15 protein-coding genes and 1 pseudogene are annotated in these 16887 nt (G+C 64.1%); 6 read left to right on the forward strand and 10 right to left on the reverse strand.

What is annotated here, in order from left to right; all coding sequences use genetic code 11:
* Position 1 precedes the first annotated feature (1 nt).
* From C7W88_RS20695 to C7W88_RS20705, 3 genes and pseudogenes are all read right to left on the reverse strand, one after another.
* Complete coding sequence (locus tag C7W88_RS20695; protein WP_240344993.1) at positions 2-1261, reverse strand: sulfotransferase; 1260 nt, start codon at positions 1259-1261, stop codon at positions 2-4.
* A 2-nt stretch (positions 1262-1263) separates the two neighbouring features.
* Positions 1264-2319: a zinc-binding dehydrogenase gene (locus C7W88_RS20700; protein WP_240344994.1), complete on the reverse strand. Its 1056-nt coding sequence runs from the start codon at positions 2317-2319 to the stop codon at positions 1264-1266.
* A gap of 60 nt (positions 2320-2379) precedes the next feature.
* Positions 2380-4118 (reverse strand): annotated as a pseudogene (locus C7W88_RS20705) (amidohydrolase family protein).
* A 236-nt stretch (positions 4119-4354) separates the two neighbouring features.
* Here C7W88_RS20705 and C7W88_RS20710 point away from each other — a divergent pair.
* From C7W88_RS20710 to C7W88_RS20720, 3 genes are read left to right on the forward strand one after another with little or no spacing between them, the layout of a single operon-like run.
* Complete coding sequence (locus tag C7W88_RS20710; protein ID WP_118075374.1) at positions 4355-5275, forward strand: VOC family protein; 921 nt, start codon at positions 4355-4357, stop codon at positions 5273-5275.
* Positions 5276-5298: 23 nt separating this feature from the next.
* Positions 5299-6495, forward strand: a complete 1197-nt coding sequence (locus C7W88_RS20715) for a flavin-dependent monooxygenase (RefSeq protein WP_118075375.1) — start codon at positions 5299-5301, stop codon at positions 6493-6495.
* A gap of 14 nt (positions 6496-6509) precedes the next feature.
* Positions 6510-7595, forward strand: a complete 1086-nt coding sequence (locus C7W88_RS20720; RefSeq protein ID WP_118075376.1) for a Rieske 2Fe-2S domain-containing protein — start codon at positions 6510-6512, stop codon at positions 7593-7595.
* 2 nt (positions 7596-7597) lie between these two features.
* On the opposite strand, the gene C7W88_RS20725 is transcribed toward C7W88_RS20720, so the two are convergent.
* The 5 genes from C7W88_RS20725 to C7W88_RS24135 form a co-directional block, all read right to left on the reverse strand.
* On the reverse strand, positions 7598-8455 hold the full coding sequence (locus tag C7W88_RS20725) for a helix-turn-helix domain-containing protein (protein WP_118075377.1): 858 nt from the start codon (positions 8453-8455) through the stop codon (positions 7598-7600).
* 59 nt (positions 8456-8514) lie between these two features.
* Complete coding sequence (locus C7W88_RS20730; RefSeq protein ID WP_118075378.1) at positions 8515-9687, reverse strand: sulfotransferase; 1173 nt, start codon at positions 9685-9687, stop codon at positions 8515-8517.
* 111 nt (positions 9688-9798) lie between these two features.
* Positions 9799-10887 (reverse strand): zinc-binding dehydrogenase, encoded by a 1089-nt coding sequence (locus C7W88_RS20735; RefSeq protein ID WP_118075379.1) that lies wholly within the window; start codon positions 10885-10887, stop codon positions 9799-9801.
* 4 nt (positions 10888-10891) lie between these two features.
* Positions 10892-12319, reverse strand: a complete 1428-nt coding sequence (locus tag C7W88_RS20740) for a GMC family oxidoreductase N-terminal domain-containing protein (protein ID WP_240344995.1) — start codon at positions 12317-12319, stop codon at positions 10892-10894.
* Positions 12320-12351: 32 nt separating this feature from the next.
* On the reverse strand, positions 12352-12486 hold the full coding sequence (locus tag C7W88_RS24135) for a lycopene cyclase family protein (protein ID WP_240344996.1): 135 nt from the start codon (positions 12484-12486) through the stop codon (positions 12352-12354).
* A 188-nt stretch (positions 12487-12674) separates the two neighbouring features.
* Between C7W88_RS24135 and C7W88_RS20745 the strand changes: the two genes are divergently transcribed.
* Both C7W88_RS20745 and C7W88_RS20750 read left to right on the forward strand, forming a co-directional pair.
* Positions 12675-12893 (forward strand): ferredoxin, encoded by a 219-nt coding sequence (locus C7W88_RS20745; protein WP_118075380.1) that lies wholly within the window; start codon positions 12675-12677, stop codon positions 12891-12893.
* Positions 12890-14134: a cytochrome P450 gene (locus C7W88_RS20750; protein WP_118075381.1), complete on the forward strand. Its 1245-nt coding sequence runs from the start codon at positions 12890-12892 to the stop codon at positions 14132-14134. The genes C7W88_RS20745 and C7W88_RS20750 overlap by 4 nt, the downstream gene beginning before the upstream one ends.
* A 17-nt stretch (positions 14135-14151) precedes the next feature.
* Here C7W88_RS20750 and C7W88_RS20755 read toward each other — a convergent pair whose 3' ends face one another.
* On the reverse strand, positions 14152-14787 hold the full coding sequence (locus C7W88_RS20755; protein WP_240344997.1) for a hypothetical protein: 636 nt from the start codon (positions 14785-14787) through the stop codon (positions 14152-14154).
* Positions 14788-15180: 393 nt separating this feature from the next.
* On the opposite strand from C7W88_RS20755, the gene C7W88_RS20760 reads away from it, so the two are divergent.
* Positions 15181-15879, forward strand: coding sequence for a sugar phosphate isomerase/epimerase (locus tag C7W88_RS20760; RefSeq protein ID WP_240344998.1), 699 nt, complete (start codon positions 15181-15183; stop codon positions 15877-15879).
* Position 15880: 1 nt separating this feature from the next.
* Here C7W88_RS20760 and C7W88_RS20765 read toward each other — a convergent pair whose 3' ends face one another.
* Complete coding sequence (locus C7W88_RS20765) at positions 15881-16843, reverse strand: aldo/keto reductase (RefSeq protein ID WP_118075383.1); 963 nt, start codon at positions 16841-16843, stop codon at positions 15881-15883.
* Positions 16844-16887: the final 44 nt, after the last annotated feature.

A 16887-nucleotide genomic window follows, 5' to 3' on the forward strand; every position in this document is an offset into this window, starting at 1 on the left:
GTCAGTTCTCCTGCTTTACTGCAAAGCGCTGATAGTAAAAGGAAAAGCGCTCGCGCAGCGAAGCCGTGTCCATGGCGAACACCCCCTCCAGATCGTAGACGACCTTACCGTGGGCATGGCGGGGGTTCTCGGCGAGATAGCCCAGCAGCCGGGCCTCGGTCTCGGGCGAGAGGTCTAGCCCGGCGAGGCGGTAGATGCGCCGGGCGGTGCCTTCCTGATCGGCCATGTATTCATGGAACAGTACGTCTAGCGACTGGTCCGGACCGAAGGCGTCACGCTGGGCCACGCACTCGCGCAGCAGCTTCTCTATCCGGCCGGCCCAGAGCGCGGCCAGCGCAGGGGGATCGATGCGGCTCCTGCGGGTGCGGTCCGAATAGCCGAGCATGGTGGTCAGTGAGCGCAGCACATCAACCGGGTCACGGTGGGTCACCACCATTGTCGCATCGGGAAACACCGCCTTGATCGCGGCAAGGTTTTCCATGTGCTGTGGCGATTTGAGGAGCCAGCGCCGCTTGCCGCGTTCGCCCCTTTGCCAGGCGAGAACCTGCAGCACCTTCTTCTCGTAGGCGTAGGACACGGTGCGGTCGTGTGCGAGGTAGTGGTCGGTCCAGTCGGGCAGGCGGGCGGAGAATTCCCAGTTGTAGCAGTTCATGTCCATGAACAGCAGTTCGTTGTCTTCGTGGATGTCGTGCGGCGCCATCTCGTGCATTGCGGCCATGTGCGGCACCAGCGCGCCGAACGCGCCCCAATACGCGGCGGAGCGGGCAATGCGCGGGTCTTCTTCGCCGGGGGTAAGCGGTGCGGCCGGTACCGGCTCCTCCGATTCCCACAGCGTCAACGAATTGAGCCGGTCATCGCGCGACAGCCAATTGACCAGATGCGTTGTGCCCGAACGCGGCAGGCCGGCAATGAAGATCGGGCGCTCCACCGGCATGTCGAGGATCTCGGGATGACGCTTGACCAGATCCTCGATCCGCAGCCGGTTGGCCATGGCCCGCACGGCCTGGCCTAATACGAACACCTGCCCGCCGCGGGTAAGGCCGGCGTCAGCATAAAGCGCATCGAGGATCACCCCGAGCCGCTGGCGAAAGCCGGTGTCCTCGCCGAAATCCTCAAGCCCGGTTGCGGCGCAGGCGCTGGCCAGCACCTCATCGGCACTCATCGGACAGGGGAAGTCGGGCGGGCCCGCGCGCCACGCGGCAAGCTCGGGCGTCACCTCCGGATCGGCCATGTCGTCGATGTGGATCAGGGGAGCGGCCACGGTCACACTCCTTCGCCGAAAGTGAGGACGACCTTGGCCGAGCGGGCCGGATCGGCGGCCATCTCCAGCGCCTCGTGAAAACGGGAAAAGTCGTAGGCGTGGCTCACCAGCGCAGACAGATCGCATCCGCCTTCGGCCAGCATGGCAATCGCCTCGCCGAATTCGGCCGCCCGGGCATCGGCGATCGAGCCGCTCAGCGAAAGCTCGTTGGCCATGACGCGCCACAGGTCGAGCGCGAGCGGCTTGTGGTGCAGGGCGATTACGCAGATCCGCGCCCGGTACTTGGCGACCGAAACCACCTCGGCCAGTGCTGCTGCCGAACCTGCACAATCGAAGAAGACATCGGTGCCGACAAACGGCGCGCCAAAGCGTTCGCCTGCGCCATGGAAGCGCCCCAGCGCATCGGGCAGGCTTTTCTCGGCAACGTTGATGGCCAGCCCGGCGCCCAAGGCGCGAGCCCGCTCCAGCCGCTCGGGCACGCGATCAAAAATTGCGATGTTCCGCGCGCCCAGATGCTGCGCCATAACCAGCGTGCACAAGCCGATGGGACCCGCGCCGATGATCGCGATCCGGTCCGTCGCGCAGGCATTGGCGACGCGCAAGCCATGCAGGCCGACCGACAGCGGCTCGGCCAGCGAGGCGTGGGCAAACGACAATCCGTCAGGCAGCGCAAACAGCGTCTCGCCGATCTCGGCGCCTTGGACGCGCAGGAACGGCGCCATCGCGCCGTCGGGCCCGCCGCCGCCGATATAAGCACGGTCCGGATTGATTGCGACGCGCATTCCCGGGGAAACACCGCGCACTCCATCGCCAACAGCCACGACGGCGCCCGCACATTCGTGGCCGATCGGCAGCGGCGCTTTCAGCGGCTCCACCCCGCCCAGCCCGCCCTGCGCGATATAGCCAAGATCGCTGCCGCAGATGCCGCAGGCGCCGATCCTGACCAGTGCCTCGCCGGGCCCGGGCGCAGGGACTGCAATCTCGTCGAGCCGCACGTTGCGCGGCCCATGGACCCGGGCGGAGAGCATCGTTTCGGGTAACCCTGCTGGCGCGTTCATTGGCCGTTCCTCTCCCTCCTGCCGGCTTGCGTCACCGGTCTGGCATCGTGCCAAGCGCGCTCAGAGCATTTCGGCCACACGCGCCTTCTGCATGCCGCGAACCACCTGGCCCGGCCGCAGTGCGGTTGGCTGGTCATCGCGACGGATGACTTGTCCGCTGACGACGGTGGCGCGGTATCCGCTCGCCGTCTGGTCAAGCCTGCGCCCGCCGCCCGGCAGATCGTGGCGCACCACCGGTGCGTGAAGCGTCAGCCGGTCGATGTCGATCACGTTGAGATCGGCCTTGTAGCCGGTGCGCAGCAGGCCGCGGTCTTCGAGGCCGACGACGCGAGCCGGGCGCGACGACAGCATCTTCACTGCCTCGGCCAGGCTCATGCGTTCGCCGTCGCGATCGCGCACCCACCAGGTCAGCATGAAGGTCGGGTAGCTGGCATCGCAGATCGCCGAATAGTGCGCACCGCCATCGCCAAGGCCGGTCACGGTATCCTCGCGCCGCATCAGGCCGAGCAGGGCATCGAGCCTGCCTTCGTGGAAGTTGCCCAGCGTATTGAGGATCATGCCGGTGCCGTCGCGCTCCATCAGCACGTCATAGGCAACTTCCTCGGGCGTGCGCCCTTGCGTGCGGGCCAGGGCACCGATGCTGTTCTCGGTCGAAGGTTCGTACTGCGGGGGATCGCCGAACGGGAACATCCAGTCCCAGATGCGGGTAAGCATGGCCAGCGGGTGGCCCTCCTGCGGCATCTCACCGATCAGCTGCTCCCGGAATGCGGGATCACGCAGGCGTTCAAGCTGCTGGTCGAGCGGCAGGCTGGCGAGCGGCTGGTAGGAAGGGCACAGGCAGAACGGATGGGTCGACAGCGCCCAGCCCGAAACCATGCCGATCGGACGCGGCAGGACCTGCGGCCAGATCTCGAGCCCTTCGGCGCGCGCCTGATCAACCAGATGGAGGGCATCCTCCCAGTTTGGACGGCCGTGGTTGACGAGGCCGAGCGTGAACGTCGACGGGCGGCCCGAGGCGCGGGTGACGGCGATGAGCCGTCCCATTTCGCTCTCCCACGTTTCGAACGGGGCATCGAGCACGGCCTGGAACACGCCGGTGCCGGCATCGGCCAGGGCCTCGGTGATCGCAATGAGTTCGTGCGTATCGGCGCCGAAGGTCGGGATCAGGTCGCCCGCCTTGGTGCGGTGGATATTGAGCCGTGACGTGGCAAAGCCGATGGCCCCGGCGTCCATCGCCTCGCGTGCGATGGCGCGCATCAAGGCAAGGTCGTCTTCCGTTGCAGCTTCTCGCGCGATGGCCCGTCCGCCCATGACCCACACGCGCAAGGGCTGTGTGGCAGGAGGCAGGCGACGTCGATATCGCGCGGTCGGCGGGCAAGCGCGTCGAGGTATTCGGGGAAGGTCTCCCAGTCCCACGGCAGGCCCTCGGCCATTACCACGTCGGGAATGTCCTCGACGCCCTCCATCAGGCGGATCAGCGCTTCGTGATCGGATTGGCGACACGGCGCAAAGCCGACGCCGCAATTGCCCAGGACCGCCGTGGTCACGCCATGCGCTGAACTGGGCGACAGCGTATCGGACCAGATCGCCTGCCCGTCATAATGGGTATGGATGTCGACGAAACCGGGGGTGACGATGCAGCCGGTGGCATCGATGGTTTCCCTGGCGCTGCCGGAGAACGCACCACCAACGTGGATGATCTCGTCGCCGCGCACGGCAACGTCGCCGACGAAGGTCTCGCTGCCTGACCCATCGACGATCAACCCGCCACGAATCAGCAGATCAGCCTGCGTGATCATCCTTTGTCTCCCATGTTTTGAGGCAAGGGTATCGACCGATCGGGAATCTTGCAAGTCATATGCGTCATTTCCAAAGGCAATAAGCATTACCATATCGACAAAAAGAGCCGATTATTGCCACCCATGCGTATCAGAATGCGATATCTATTACGCATATTTGATAATCATCAATTTCCGTCCTCCCGCTTCCTGCCACTCTGCGCCAGTCAGCAGCAGCGGGACGAGGAGAGCAGGAAATGGATATCGCGGGCCTTGCCTACAGCGTCGTCAAAGCGACAAGCTTGCCCGCGTGGTCGCGTTTCGGCGAGGACTTCGCTGGCTTTTCCGCGCATGATTTGCCCGGCGGCCTCGCTCTGCGCATGGACGAACGTGCCGGGCGGATCTTTGTCGAGAAAGGGCAGGCTGACTGCTACTTTGCCAGCGGTTGGGAATTGCGCACGCGCCGCCAGTTCGATGCCGCGCTTACGGAACTCGCCGCCAAGGACATCGCGGTAACCGCATCCACGCCTGCAGAACGCGCTCTGCGGCACGTCGCCGAGATGGCGTGGTTCCGCGATCCTGCAGGCAATCGCCATGAAATTTGCTGCGGGGCAATCTCCGATTTCTCCCGCTTCGTTTCCCCGCAGGCGGTGCGCGGCTTCGTGACCGGCGATCTCGGCTTCGGCCACGTAGTGCTGCCTGCGCCCCAGATCGATGCAACCCGCGATTTCCTGATCGACGTGCTTGGCTTCGGAGTGTCCGATTTCATGGTCCACCGTCCCCTCGGCCCCGAAGGCCCGGCGATGCGCATAGACTTCATGCACTGCGCCAATGCCCGCCACCACAGTCTGGCCCTGTTCGAAGCCGAAGTACCAGCGGGCTGCGTGCACATGATGGTCGAAGTTCCCGATCTCGACGAAGTAGGCCGCGCCTACGATCGCATGCTCAGCTCCGGCGCGCGGTTGATGGCGACACTGGGCAAACACACCAACGACCGCATGACCAGCTTCTATGTCGCCACGCCGGGCGGCTTCGCGCTCGAATACGGGTTTGGCGGCCTGCAGCTCGATTGGGACACGCACAGCGAGTTCGAATTCACTGAGGTGAGTCTGTGGGGCCACGATTTCAGCGTGGGCTTCGGTGTCGATGAAAAGGCCCAGCTGGCTGCAGCTGCCTGAAATGCAGAACGAGGAGACGGACAATGACCCTTGCTCAACCAGCGTTGACCATGCCGACCGAAGCCGAGCTTGTCGCCCGCGCCGAGGCATTGATCCCGGCCCTGCGCGCCCGCGCCGACGAGGCCGACCGGCTGTGTCGCCTGCCCGATGAGACCATCCGCGATTTTCAGGACGCAGGTTTCTTCAAGATCCTCCAGCCGCGCCGCTATGGCGGCTACGAGATGGACCCGCAGACCTTCTATGCGGTGCAGATGAAAGTGGCCGAAGGCTGCATGTCCTCGGCCTGGGTGCTCGGCGTCGTCGCGGTGCACAACTGGCAACTCGCCCTGTTCGATGCCCGCGCGCAAGAGGACGTCTGGGGTTCCGACCCGACCACGCTGATCTCCTCCTCCTACATGCCCAAGGGCAAGGCAACGCCCGTCGAAGGTGGCTATCGCGTCACCGGGCACTGGGGATTTTCCAGCGGCGTGGACCATTGCGAATGGGCGTTCCTCGGTGGCCAGCTGATCGCCCCCGAAACCGGCAAGCCCGATTTCGTCACCTTCCTGATCCCGCGCAAGGATTTCACCGTGCTGCCGGTGTGGGACACCATCGGCCTCGGCGCGACTGGCAGCCATGACGTGACGGTGAAGGACGTCTACGTGCCTGCCTACCGCGTCCACCGCTCCAAGGACGGCTTCGCGGTGACCAGCCCCGGCCTCAAGGTCAACGACGCACCGCTGTTCAAGCTGCCGTTCGGCCAGGTCTTCGTCCGCGCCGTTTCCTCGTCCTCGATCGGCGCGCTGCAGGGCGCGCTGGATATCTATCGCGACGCAGGGGCCAAGCGCGTTTCGCACAACGATGCCTCCAGCGCGGCGCAGGACCCGGCAACGCTGGAACTGATCGCCGAGACTGCCGCCGCAATCGACGAGATGAAGGCAACGCTGAACCGCAACTTCGACCACCTCAACGCCTGCGCCCGCGCCGGACAGGCCGCCGATGTCGAGACGCGGCTGACCTATCGATACCAGTCGGCGCAGGTTTCGGGCCGCTGTGCCGAACTGATCAGCCGCATCTTCCATGCCTCGGGCGCGGAAGGGATCTTCCGCGGAAGACCTATCGCCCGGATCTTCTGCGATATCCATGCCGGCCGCACCCATGTCGCCAACAACCCGGCCAAGGTCGGCCGCAATTTCGGCAACGTCCTGCTTGGCGCGCCCAACGCCGACAGCTTCATCTGAGATGGGCTGATCCCATGGCAACCACGGCAGACTACGGGCTTGGCCCCAATGCCTTTCCGCGCGGCTGGTTCATGATCGCCGTTGCAGCGGACGTTTCGTCCACCCCTCAAGCGGTGCATTTCTTCGGCAAGGAAATGGTGCTCTACCGCGGCAAAGGCAGCGGCCGGCCGATCCTGCTCGACGCCTTCTGCCCGCACATGCGGGTGCACATCGCGAAGAACACCACGTCGTACATCGTGCGCGACGGGATGCAGGTGGAGGGCGATTCGATCCGCTGCCCGGCGCACGGCTGGCGCTACAACTCCAATGGGCAGTGCGACGACATCCCCTATTCCACGCACGGCATCCCCAAGTCCGCATGCCTCAAATCGTACACCGTGGAGGAGCGCGCCGGCTGCATCTTCATGTGGCACGACATGGAAGGCGGCGCGCCGGACTTCGATCTGCCTGCGCTGTCAGAGTGGGATCGCACGGGCGAGGGCTGGGTGCGCTGGACGCCCGATCACTTGGGCACCCTGCCGATCCACCCGCAGGAAATCCTAGACAACATGTCAGACATTGCGCACTTCGCGCCTGTCCACGGCAGCACCGGCACGGTCTATTTCGAGAATGTCTATGACGGTCCGATCATGCGCCAACGCTTCGGTTCGGGCCACCGCACGCTGGTCGACAGCGAAGCGCTGCTCGAGACCGACACCTGGTACACCGGCCCCGGCATCCTGCTGTGCCGGATGGAGGGCAAGCACCCCTCGCTGATGATGATCTGCAACACGCCGGTCAAGGATGGCGAGGTGCGTGTGTGGTTCGCGGTCATGGCCAAGACCGCCGACAACCACCAGCCAACCTGCGAGGAAGCGGCCATCGCCCGTGCCTACCACGAATCCGGACTCGCCGCCTTCGCCCAGGACTTCGAACTATGGCAGCACAAGGAACCGGCGATCAGCGTGTTGCAGATCCCCGATGATGGCCCGTTCCACAAGGGCCGCATCTGGTACCGTCAGTTCTTCCACCCACGTGCTCAGGCCGCCGAATTTCAAGCGCGGGTCAACGGTTCGCACGTGACGCTTCGTGGCAAGGGCGAGGTGATGCAAGTGGCTTGATTTCAGGAAATAGTATGCCGTTGGCCTGAAGCTTGTCGCCAAGCCCGCGGTGTCATCCCGGTGGAACGCTGGAATGCCCGGCGGAAGCTGTTGGGGTGGGCAAAGCCACAGGCCTCGGCCACCGCCTTGACCGGCTGGCCGCTACCACCAAGCAAATCCTTCGCCTGTTCCATTCGAGTAGTCTCGATATAGTCCGCGACGGTCCGTCCGGTAAGGGCGTGAAACTGCCGCTGCAGATGGCGCGGGCTGATGCCGCAGAGCCTGGCAAGCTCTGCCAGAGACGGCACCGGTCCCCGCGCAGACAGACGCTGGCGGATGCGGCGGAATTGCCACGGAGCAAGGCGGCCCGAGACCGAGGGTGCGCTGTCCCGCAGGATGACGCGCTCGGTTTGGATCGCGATCAGATCAACGAGGGACGACACTGCCCGCAGCGAGGGTTCCGTCTGTTCGAGTTCGCGCTTTAACAGCCCGAACAGGCTGCGCATGGTCTCGCTCGACAAAGCGAGCATGCCTTGCAGAAAGGCAAGGTCTGGATCAGATCGAAGTGATTTGAAACGCTGAGTTTCCTCCGCTGTGAACACGCAGCGCACCACACGTATGAGCCCCGCCTCGGCCCGCCCGGTGACCAGCACGCCGGGCCAGCGCACGAATAGCGTGCCCATGAAGCAGTGGCGCTCGTCGTCCAGTTCGGGCAGGCACGCCGATGCGTCGGCTGAAGTCGGCGGGATCGACATCTCGACCATCAGCGCCTCTTCGCGCCGTGTGAAATCGAGCATGCCCGGCCAGCGCCACTCCACGATCTCCGCCTGGCCCAGCGGAGTCTCAACCTGCGCGAGGATCTTCGGCGTATCGTCAGTCATGCTGATCAGGCTTTCACGTGTTGGATGTTTCCCCGGGGAAACATTCCGGGAACACCACGTCAGCTGATGTAGCGCGCCCGGTACGAGGCAAAGGCTTCGCGCACGTCGGCCTCGTTCAGGCCGAAGCGTTCGAGCGAGTAATCGTGCATCGGGCGCTGTTCGCGCTTGTTACCGGCCATGAACTCGGTGAGCGCGGCCTCGATCTTGTCGTCGAGCGGCACGCCGATGTGGGCCAGGACGCGCTGCGCCTGCTTGAGCGGCTCCCGGGCCACCTCGCGGTAGTCGATGTCGATGAAGCGGTCCTCGCCAATGCGGGCGCGGGCCTCCTCGAAACGGTGCATCCATTCGGCAAGGCGGGGAAACCAGAATGCGCCCACCGCCTCGTCGGAATGGACCGAGTTCAGCTTGTAGAGCGCGGCCTCCATGCTGACGTAGCTGGGCACGACTTCCAGCGGATCGCGGTGGGTCATCACCAGCACCGCCTTGGGAAAGGCATTGGCGATCACCTCGGTATAGGGCAGGTTCTGCGGGCTTTTCAGGATCCATTTCTTCCCGCGCCGCGTCGGGTCCTGCCACTGCAGGTACTTCAGGATCGTCTTGAGATCCTCGTAGCCCTTGGCCTGGTCATAGCCGTTGAGCCACTTGGCGAACGAGGGGATGAAGGTCATCGCCTCGACCATGGTGGTGATGAACAGCTGGCCGAGGATGATGATCTCCTCGTCCGGCGCATCGGGATCGAGCGGGTGGATCGAGGCGAGTTCGGGCGAGAGGTTGAGCCAGCCCTCGATCATCGCCTCGGCATAGGCACGGCGAGCCTTGGGATTGCCGGGTTCGTCGCCGGGGAGCGGAGCGTAGTTCTGCGCCTCGTACCAGCGGATCGCGGTCATGCCCGGCGCGCTGGCCAGCAGGCGGTGGAAGATCGTGCTGCCGGTGCGCGGCAGGCCGAGGATGATCGCGGCGACTTCGACCTCCTCGTCAAGGATTTCGGGGTGGCGCTTGATGTCCTCGACCATCCGCAACCGGCTGGCGAGGCCCTTGAGGATCGATTCGGTCTGCCCGGCAAACCCTGCCTCGGTCAGCTTGCCCTCGGCATTGGCGGCGGCGAAGTAGTGGTCCATCGGTTCGAAGAACCAGGCGTCGCCGAAGTCCGACAGTCCAGTACGTTCGCGCGCGGCAGCAAGCAGGGTTTCGCGGTCGAACACCGGGGTGGAGCGGGTGGCGGCAGTTGCCATGTCGATCTGACCTCTCACAGGGGCTAATTTGTGTCATGCGTAATAAATTGCGCTATTAGCTTCGCAATTCTGGATGTTTTGTCATCATGGCCCTGATAATGCAAACACAAATCAGAATGCGACCACCGCTCGCAACGACTCCCCGCGCCGCATCAGATCAAAGCCCTCGTTGACCTCGCGCATCGGCAGGCGGTGGGTGACGAGATCGGCCAGGTTGAGGCGACCGGCGGCAAAATGATCGAGCAGTCCGGGCAGCTGGCTGCGCCCCTTGATGTTGCCCATGAACGAACCTTGCACCCGCCGCCCGAGCTGCAGCTGGAAGGGGATCAACTCCATCGCCTGGCCATCCGGCGGCACGCCGAGGACGACGGTGCAGCCCCAGCCGATGCGAGTGGATTCGAACGCCTGACCCATCAGCTTGACGTTGCCGGCGCATTCGAAGGCGTAGTCGACACCGCCTCCGGTCAGCGTCTGGATCGCGGCGACAGGGTCGCTCTCACGCGCATCAATGAAGTCGGTGAGGCCGAAGCGCTGGCCCTGTTCGTGGCGCAAGAGGTTGATATCGACGCCGATGATGCGCGAGGCTCCGGCAAGACGCGCGCCTTGCACCACGTTAAGGCCGATGCCGCCGAGCCCGAACACGGCGACGGTCGCGCCGCTTTCGACGTGCGCGGTGTTGATCACCGCGCCGACCCCTGTGGCTACGCAGCATCCGGCGGTGCAGGCGAGGTGGAAGGGCACATCCTGGCGGATTACCGCAACGTTGCGCTCAGCCGTGACGATGAACTGTGCGAGGCTGCCCACGCCCGAGTAGGCCGAGACCGGCTTGCCGTTGAGCGAGAATGGGCTGGGCTGGAGGGCGATGTCGCCGAGGAAGGCTTCGCACAGGTTGGTCTTGCCCGACCTGCAGTTGCCGCATGTGCCGCATTCACCGATGCCGACCGGGATCACATGGTCGCCGACCTTGACCGAGGTGACCTCGGCGCCGACTTCACGGACGATCCCTGCGCCTTCATGGCCGACGACGACCGGGAAGGGGTAGGGCGCCGCCTTGCCTTCGATCTGGCTGAGGTCGGTGTGGCACAGACCACTGGCCATGATCTCGATCAGCACGTCGCCGGGGCCGGGCGGCGAGAGATCGAGCAGTTCCTCGACCAGCGGGGCGCCGGGTGCGTGGCAGACCATTGCTCTGGTTTTCATGGGATCAGACCTTCTGAAGGATGAGGTCGGCAGCCTTTTCGGCAATCATCGCCACCGGAATTGCGGTGTTGCCGCCGGGCAGGTGCGGCATGATCGAGGCATCGACCACGCGCAGCGACTGTATGCCGTGGACGCGCAAGGCATCGTCCACCACCGCCATCGGATCGGAGCCCATGCGCGCGGTGCTGGTCGAATGGTAATCGGCCTCGGCATGGGCGCGGATATAGGTGTCGATTTCCTCGTCTGACTGGATTTGCGCGCCGGGGGCGAGTTCCTCACCCCGCATCTCGTCGAACGCGCTCTGGGCGAACACGCGGCGGGCGATGCGCACGCCTTCGCGCATGACGCGGCGGTCGTTCTCAGTGGCGTTATAGTTCTGATCGATCACCGGCGGGGCATCGGGATCGGCACTGGCGAGCATGACGCGCCCTCGCGATTCCGGGCGCGCCACATTGATATGGGCGTAGAACCCGTGCATCGGCACCATCTTGCGCCCATTCTGGCCGAACAGGGCGGAAACGAGCAACATCTTGATGTCGGGCTCGGCAAGCGCTGGATCGGAACGGACCATGCAGGCGACCGACATGCCGGGATCGGCCAGCGGGCCGGTGCGCAAGGCGAGGTACTGCGCCATCGCCAGCGCGCCGCGCAACGGGTTGAGAAAGCGCAGCATCGACCACGGTTTGGTTGAGCGATATTTCACATGCGCGGCGAGGTGGTCCTGCAGGCCCTGGCCGACGCCGGGAAGATCGCGGACCAGCGCGATGCCGTGTTCGGCAAGGTGCGCGGCGGGGCCGATACCGGACAGCATCAGCAATTGCGGCGTGTTGATCGCGCCCGCCGAGAGGATGACTTCGCGCGTGGCGGTGGCAAGCGTGTCTTTGCCGTCGCGGCGGAATACCACGCCGGTGGCGCGGGTGCCGTCGAAGACCACACGGCGGGTTTGGGCATTGGTGAGGACAGTCAGGTTTGACCGCCTTCTCACCGGCCGCAGGTAGGCCGATGAAGCGCTGGAGCGGCGGCCCTTGCCGACGGTGAGATCGACCGCGCCGAAACCGTCACGAGTTTCGCCGTTGAGATCATTGGTGAGCGGGTAGCCGGCTTGCGCTCCCGCCTTGAGGAAAGCCTGGGCGAAAGGATGGTCCTGTCCGGCGCGGGTGACCTGGATCGGGCCGTCGATCCCGTGCCATTCGTCCTGCACCGGGCCGAAGCTTTCAAGCTTGCGGAAATAGGGCAGCACATCGGCAAATGACCAGCCGCGATTGCCGGCCTGCGCCCAGCGATCATAGTCCGAGTGGAAGCCGCGATCGTAAGCCATGCCGTTGATGGAGGAGCCGCCGCCCAGCACCTTGCCCCGCGGCAGGTAGAGCACGCGGCCATCGAGATGGGCTTGCGGTGCCGACATGTAGCGCCAGGCGTAGGCGCCTGACATCATGATCGGAAGCAATCCTCCAGGCGCAGCAATCAGAGGACTGCTGTCCTTGCCCCCGCTTCCATGAGGGCGACACGGCACTGTGGATCTGCGGAAAGACGGTTGGCAAGGATGCATCCCGCGACGCCGCCACCAACGATCACGAAGTCGAAATCAAGCCTGTCCATATTCTCACGATCACCAGTGAAATTGTCGTGTTGCATCGTGCCGCTGGTGCAGCATGGCCGCAACATGGACCGTCTGGGGTGATGACGTTGATGGCGTGAAGGGTGCGTTCTGTCGCCCTCGGTTTGCTCGCAGGGCTTGGGTTTGCGTGCTCTTGCAGTCTAGCCAGAAAGGGAGAGGAGACCGCTCGATGCGAGTCATAGCCAACCATTCACTCTGCCAGGGCCATGCTCGCTGCGAGGATCTGTGCCCCGAGGTTTTCGCAACCGATGCCGTGGAGGGCAAGGTGGTAATCTTGGTGGAGACAGTGCCTGCCGCGTTGGAGGACAAGGCGCGCCTTGCCGTGCGCAATTGCCCCGAAGGCGCGCTGCGTGTTGCGAAGTCCGCTGCTGCGGAAGGTGCAGCATGACCCTGCTGTTCCAGCCTTCGCCGCCCGATCACGTGCCGGCAGCGCGCATGGTCGACTTCGACATGTTCCACATTCCCGAGGGCGTTTCCGACCCTGCCGAAATCTGGCACGATCTGGTTCGGCGCGGCGTGCCGGACATTTTCTACACCCCGCACAACGGCGGGCATTGGGTGTTCCTGCGCTACGAGGATATCGTTGAGGCCTATCGCGACCACTCGATCTTTTCGACCTACCAGACCCCGGTTCCGCCGATCGAGCCGTTCCCGGTAGTTCAGCCGCAGGGTGTCGATCCGCCGGCGCACAACGTGTTCCGCCGCCTGCTCGCCCCAATGTTCACGCCGACGGCAGTGCGGGGGATGATCGACGAGCTGGAGCGGCGCGCAGCGGTGCTGATCGACGGCTTTGCCGAGCGGGGCGCTTGCGACTTCATCTCGGACTTTGCGGAGCGTTATCCGACCGGAACATTCCTCTACCTGTTTGGTCTGCCCGAAGAGCGGCTGGACGAATTTCTGGCACTCGCCAACACGTTCTTCCGCAGCACCGATCCGGCCGCGCGGGCGCTGAACATTGGTGAGATCTATGCCGTGCTTGACCAACTGTTCCGCGAGAAGGAGCGAAATCCGGGCAACGACATCGCCACGCAGATCGTGATGGCGCAGGACGAGAACGGCGCGCAGCACAACTGGGAGGATATCCTCAACTGCGGGTTCCTTCTGTTCGTGGCCGGACTGGATACAGTGACCAACACCATGGCCTATATCTGGCGCTATCTGGCCACGACGCCGGCAGCGCAGAAACACTTTCGCGACCGGCTGGACGATCCCGATGGTTTCCTGCGCGGAATCGAGGAGCTGATGCGGATCAACGCGGTTTCGAACCTGTTTCGCCGCGTGACGCACGATTGCGAATATCGTGGGTTGCAGTTTCGCCGCAATGACCGCGTGGTCCTGCCCAACACTGTGGCCAACCGTGATCCGCGCGTGTTCAAGGCGCCGCAAGTGATCGACCTCGACCGCGAAGTGAACGTGCACCTGACGTTCGGCGTTGGGCCGCACCGCTGCATCGGATCGGTGCTGGCCAAGCGCGAGGTGATGGTTTCGCTGCAGCAGTGGCTGCGGCGGATTCCGGAATTTTCGCTGGCGAACGAACAGCCTGCAGGTTCTGTCTTCGGCGGGTCGGTGATGGGCTTTACCGCACTGCGGCTGCAATGGGAGGTGGCGGCGGAACCTGCCGCCGCCTGACCTCTCGGCTGGCAGGATCAGAGTTCTACCACCGACAGGATGTGGCTCTGCTTGTCGGGGAAAACGTAGTCGAATTCGAGGTACATGTTTTCGCCGAGCTGGCCTGCGCACATCAGGTCGGTCTCGACGAAGACCTGTACCCCGGCTGCGCCATAGGCGTAGCGCGTGGCCTTGCCGAAGACCGGTGACGCATCCAGACGAGCGTCGACGGCATCGTCGCCACGGCGGGCGCGGTTCATGCCGATGTTCAGGCGGCCCCTGAAGGAAGGATCGTTCGCGTTCAGATCCTGCAGGGTCAGAACCATGTTCTCCAGTTCTTCAAGTGATTCCACGAGAAAGCCGAAGTGGAAGCTCGCCTCGAAATCCTGTGCCATCATCGCGCGGTAAGCTTTTACCGCATCGTGTTCGTTATTGGTGCCGACGCGAAGGGCGGCGTGGATGGCGGCGATCAGCTGCTGCTGGGGCTCAGGAAGACACGAAAGATAGACGATGCCATCGCCGCGCGCGAAGTGATTCCCCGAGACGACGAAGCGGTAGAAGTTACCGCCGGGAAGCGGGAGAACCTGCGTTTCCTTCAGCCCTGCGATCTGTAACAGGCGCGCGGCGAGCGGGCCGTCTTCCGGGGTGCCGTAATGCAGGGCAAGGTGGCCCATCGACAGGGCGCCATCGGAGATAACGGATGTGGCAGATTCGGGTGCAGTGGTTGCCATTACGGCCCATCCTCTCGTGGAAGCTGCGCCGTCTTGCCTGACGAGGCAGTGTGTTTGGCCAGATCCTATCAAGGGTCCAGCCAGACCGCAACCTTTGTGAGTATGCACTAACACTGAAATGCGCATGGTTTTACACGCAAGGCTCCGCATGATGCCGGTCACGTGAGTGTATGAATAACGTTTGCGCATGACAGAGTAGTGGCAAGCCTGTGCGATCGAAGCTAAGCGCTAGGCATGATGCATCTTGCGCTCGATCATATCACGGTCATCGATACGTCGCCGGTCCAACTTGCGCAGGCTGCGCGCGCCGCGGGCTGCGATGGCATGTGCCTGTTCATGGAACCGATGGACGTTTTGCCATTGATGCCCAAGTTTGAGCTCTATGCAGATGGCGCCGCTCGAGTCGAACTACGCAGAGTGATGGACGATCTCGGCGTCGCGCTTGATCTGGCCTATCCGTTCACGCTGACCGGCAGGACTGAGATCGCCGGCTTCGTCCCGGCGATGGAATGCGCGGCTGAACTGGGGGCCGGGCTGATCAATGCCCTTCTATATGACCGCGATCCCACGCGACGCCTGGCAAAATTCGGAGAGTTCTGCGATCTGGCTGGCAGTTTCGGTCTGAACGTCGCGGTGGAGTTCTACCCACCGAGCCAGGTCGGCTCGCTCGCGGCGGCGCTGGATTTGGTCACGCAGATCGGGAGGCCGGGCAGGGTCGGCGTCAATGTTGACCTGCTGCATCTGATGCGGTCAGGTGGATCGCTGGCCGAACTGCGAGCTGCTCCGCCAGGATATGTGCTTTACGGGCAGGTTGCGGATGGACCGGCAACAGCGCTCGACGATGCCGAGTTAGAGGCTTCGTCGGAGCGCATGCTCTGCGGCGAAGGGGACTTTGACGTGGCGGGGTTTTTGCGGGCGCTGCCGGAAGAGTGCCCGGTGAGCGTCGAGATCCCGCGCAATCATGCCGTTGGCACCGAGACTACTGCAATGCGCGCGCGACGCGCCGTGGACAGCGCGCGCGCGGTGATGGCGTAAGTCAGGCTTCGCGCAGAGCGGTCAGCTCCTCTGCCGACAGGGTCAGGGCATCGGCCTTGGCGCTGTCTGCAATCTGCTCGGGCGACGAGCCGCCGAAGATGGCGACCGTCTGGTTGGGCTGGCTCAGCAAGTAGGACAACGCGATCTCGTTGATCGAGACGCCGTGCCTGGCCGCGAGCGATTGCGCCACAGCGAGTCGGCGCTCGTTTGCGGGGTTGGCGTAGCGCGCGGCGAGCTGCTCGCTGACCGAGCCGGAAGCGAGCTTGGTGAAGTACCCGCCCGATTGCGCGGCATAGGCAATGATGGGCAGCCCGGCGGCGTGAAGGCCTTCGTACTCGCCTTCGTAGTAATGCTGGTAGCCTTGCTGCGCGGCTGCGACGGCATCGGGCACGGCGAGGCCCCAGAACGTCTCCGAGGCAACGAAACCTTCCTTGCCGATGGACGCGGCATAGGCGTTGGCAGCGGTGATGCGGTCAGCGGCCCAGTTGGAGGCGGCGAAGTGGCGGATGCGGCCTGCCTCGCGATGGGCGATCAGCGCATCGATGATCGGTTCGACCGGGCTTTCCGGGTTGTCCATGTGCAGGAAATAGAGGTCGATCGTGTCGACGCCGAGGTGGTCGAGGCTCTGCATCAGATCGGCCGCAATGTCTTCCGGCGTCACGCGGTTGCGGTAGTCGCCCACGCGCATGTCGAAGAAGCCGCCCTTCGTGGCGATGACGAAATCCTGGCGCTTCTGTGTCTTGAGCCATGCGCCGACCGCACGCTCGCTCGCGCCGATGGGCGCGTCCGGCATCCAGTCCCCATACGAGCGGGCGGTGTCGATGAAGTTGCCGCCAAGGCCTGCGAATGCATCGAGAATCGCATTCGATTTACCTTGGTCGAGCATCCACCCGAGCATGTTCGTGCCATAGCACAGGCGGCTGACGGTGAGGTCGGTGTTGTTGAGGGTGACCTTTTTGAGCATTGTACGCTTCCTTGGAAATGTAAGTGCTGACTTATAGAAATCTG

It is taken from the genome of Novosphingobium sp. THN1 (assembly GCF_003454795.1).
Lineage (GTDB): Bacteria > Pseudomonadota > Alphaproteobacteria > Sphingomonadales > Sphingomonadaceae > Novosphingobium.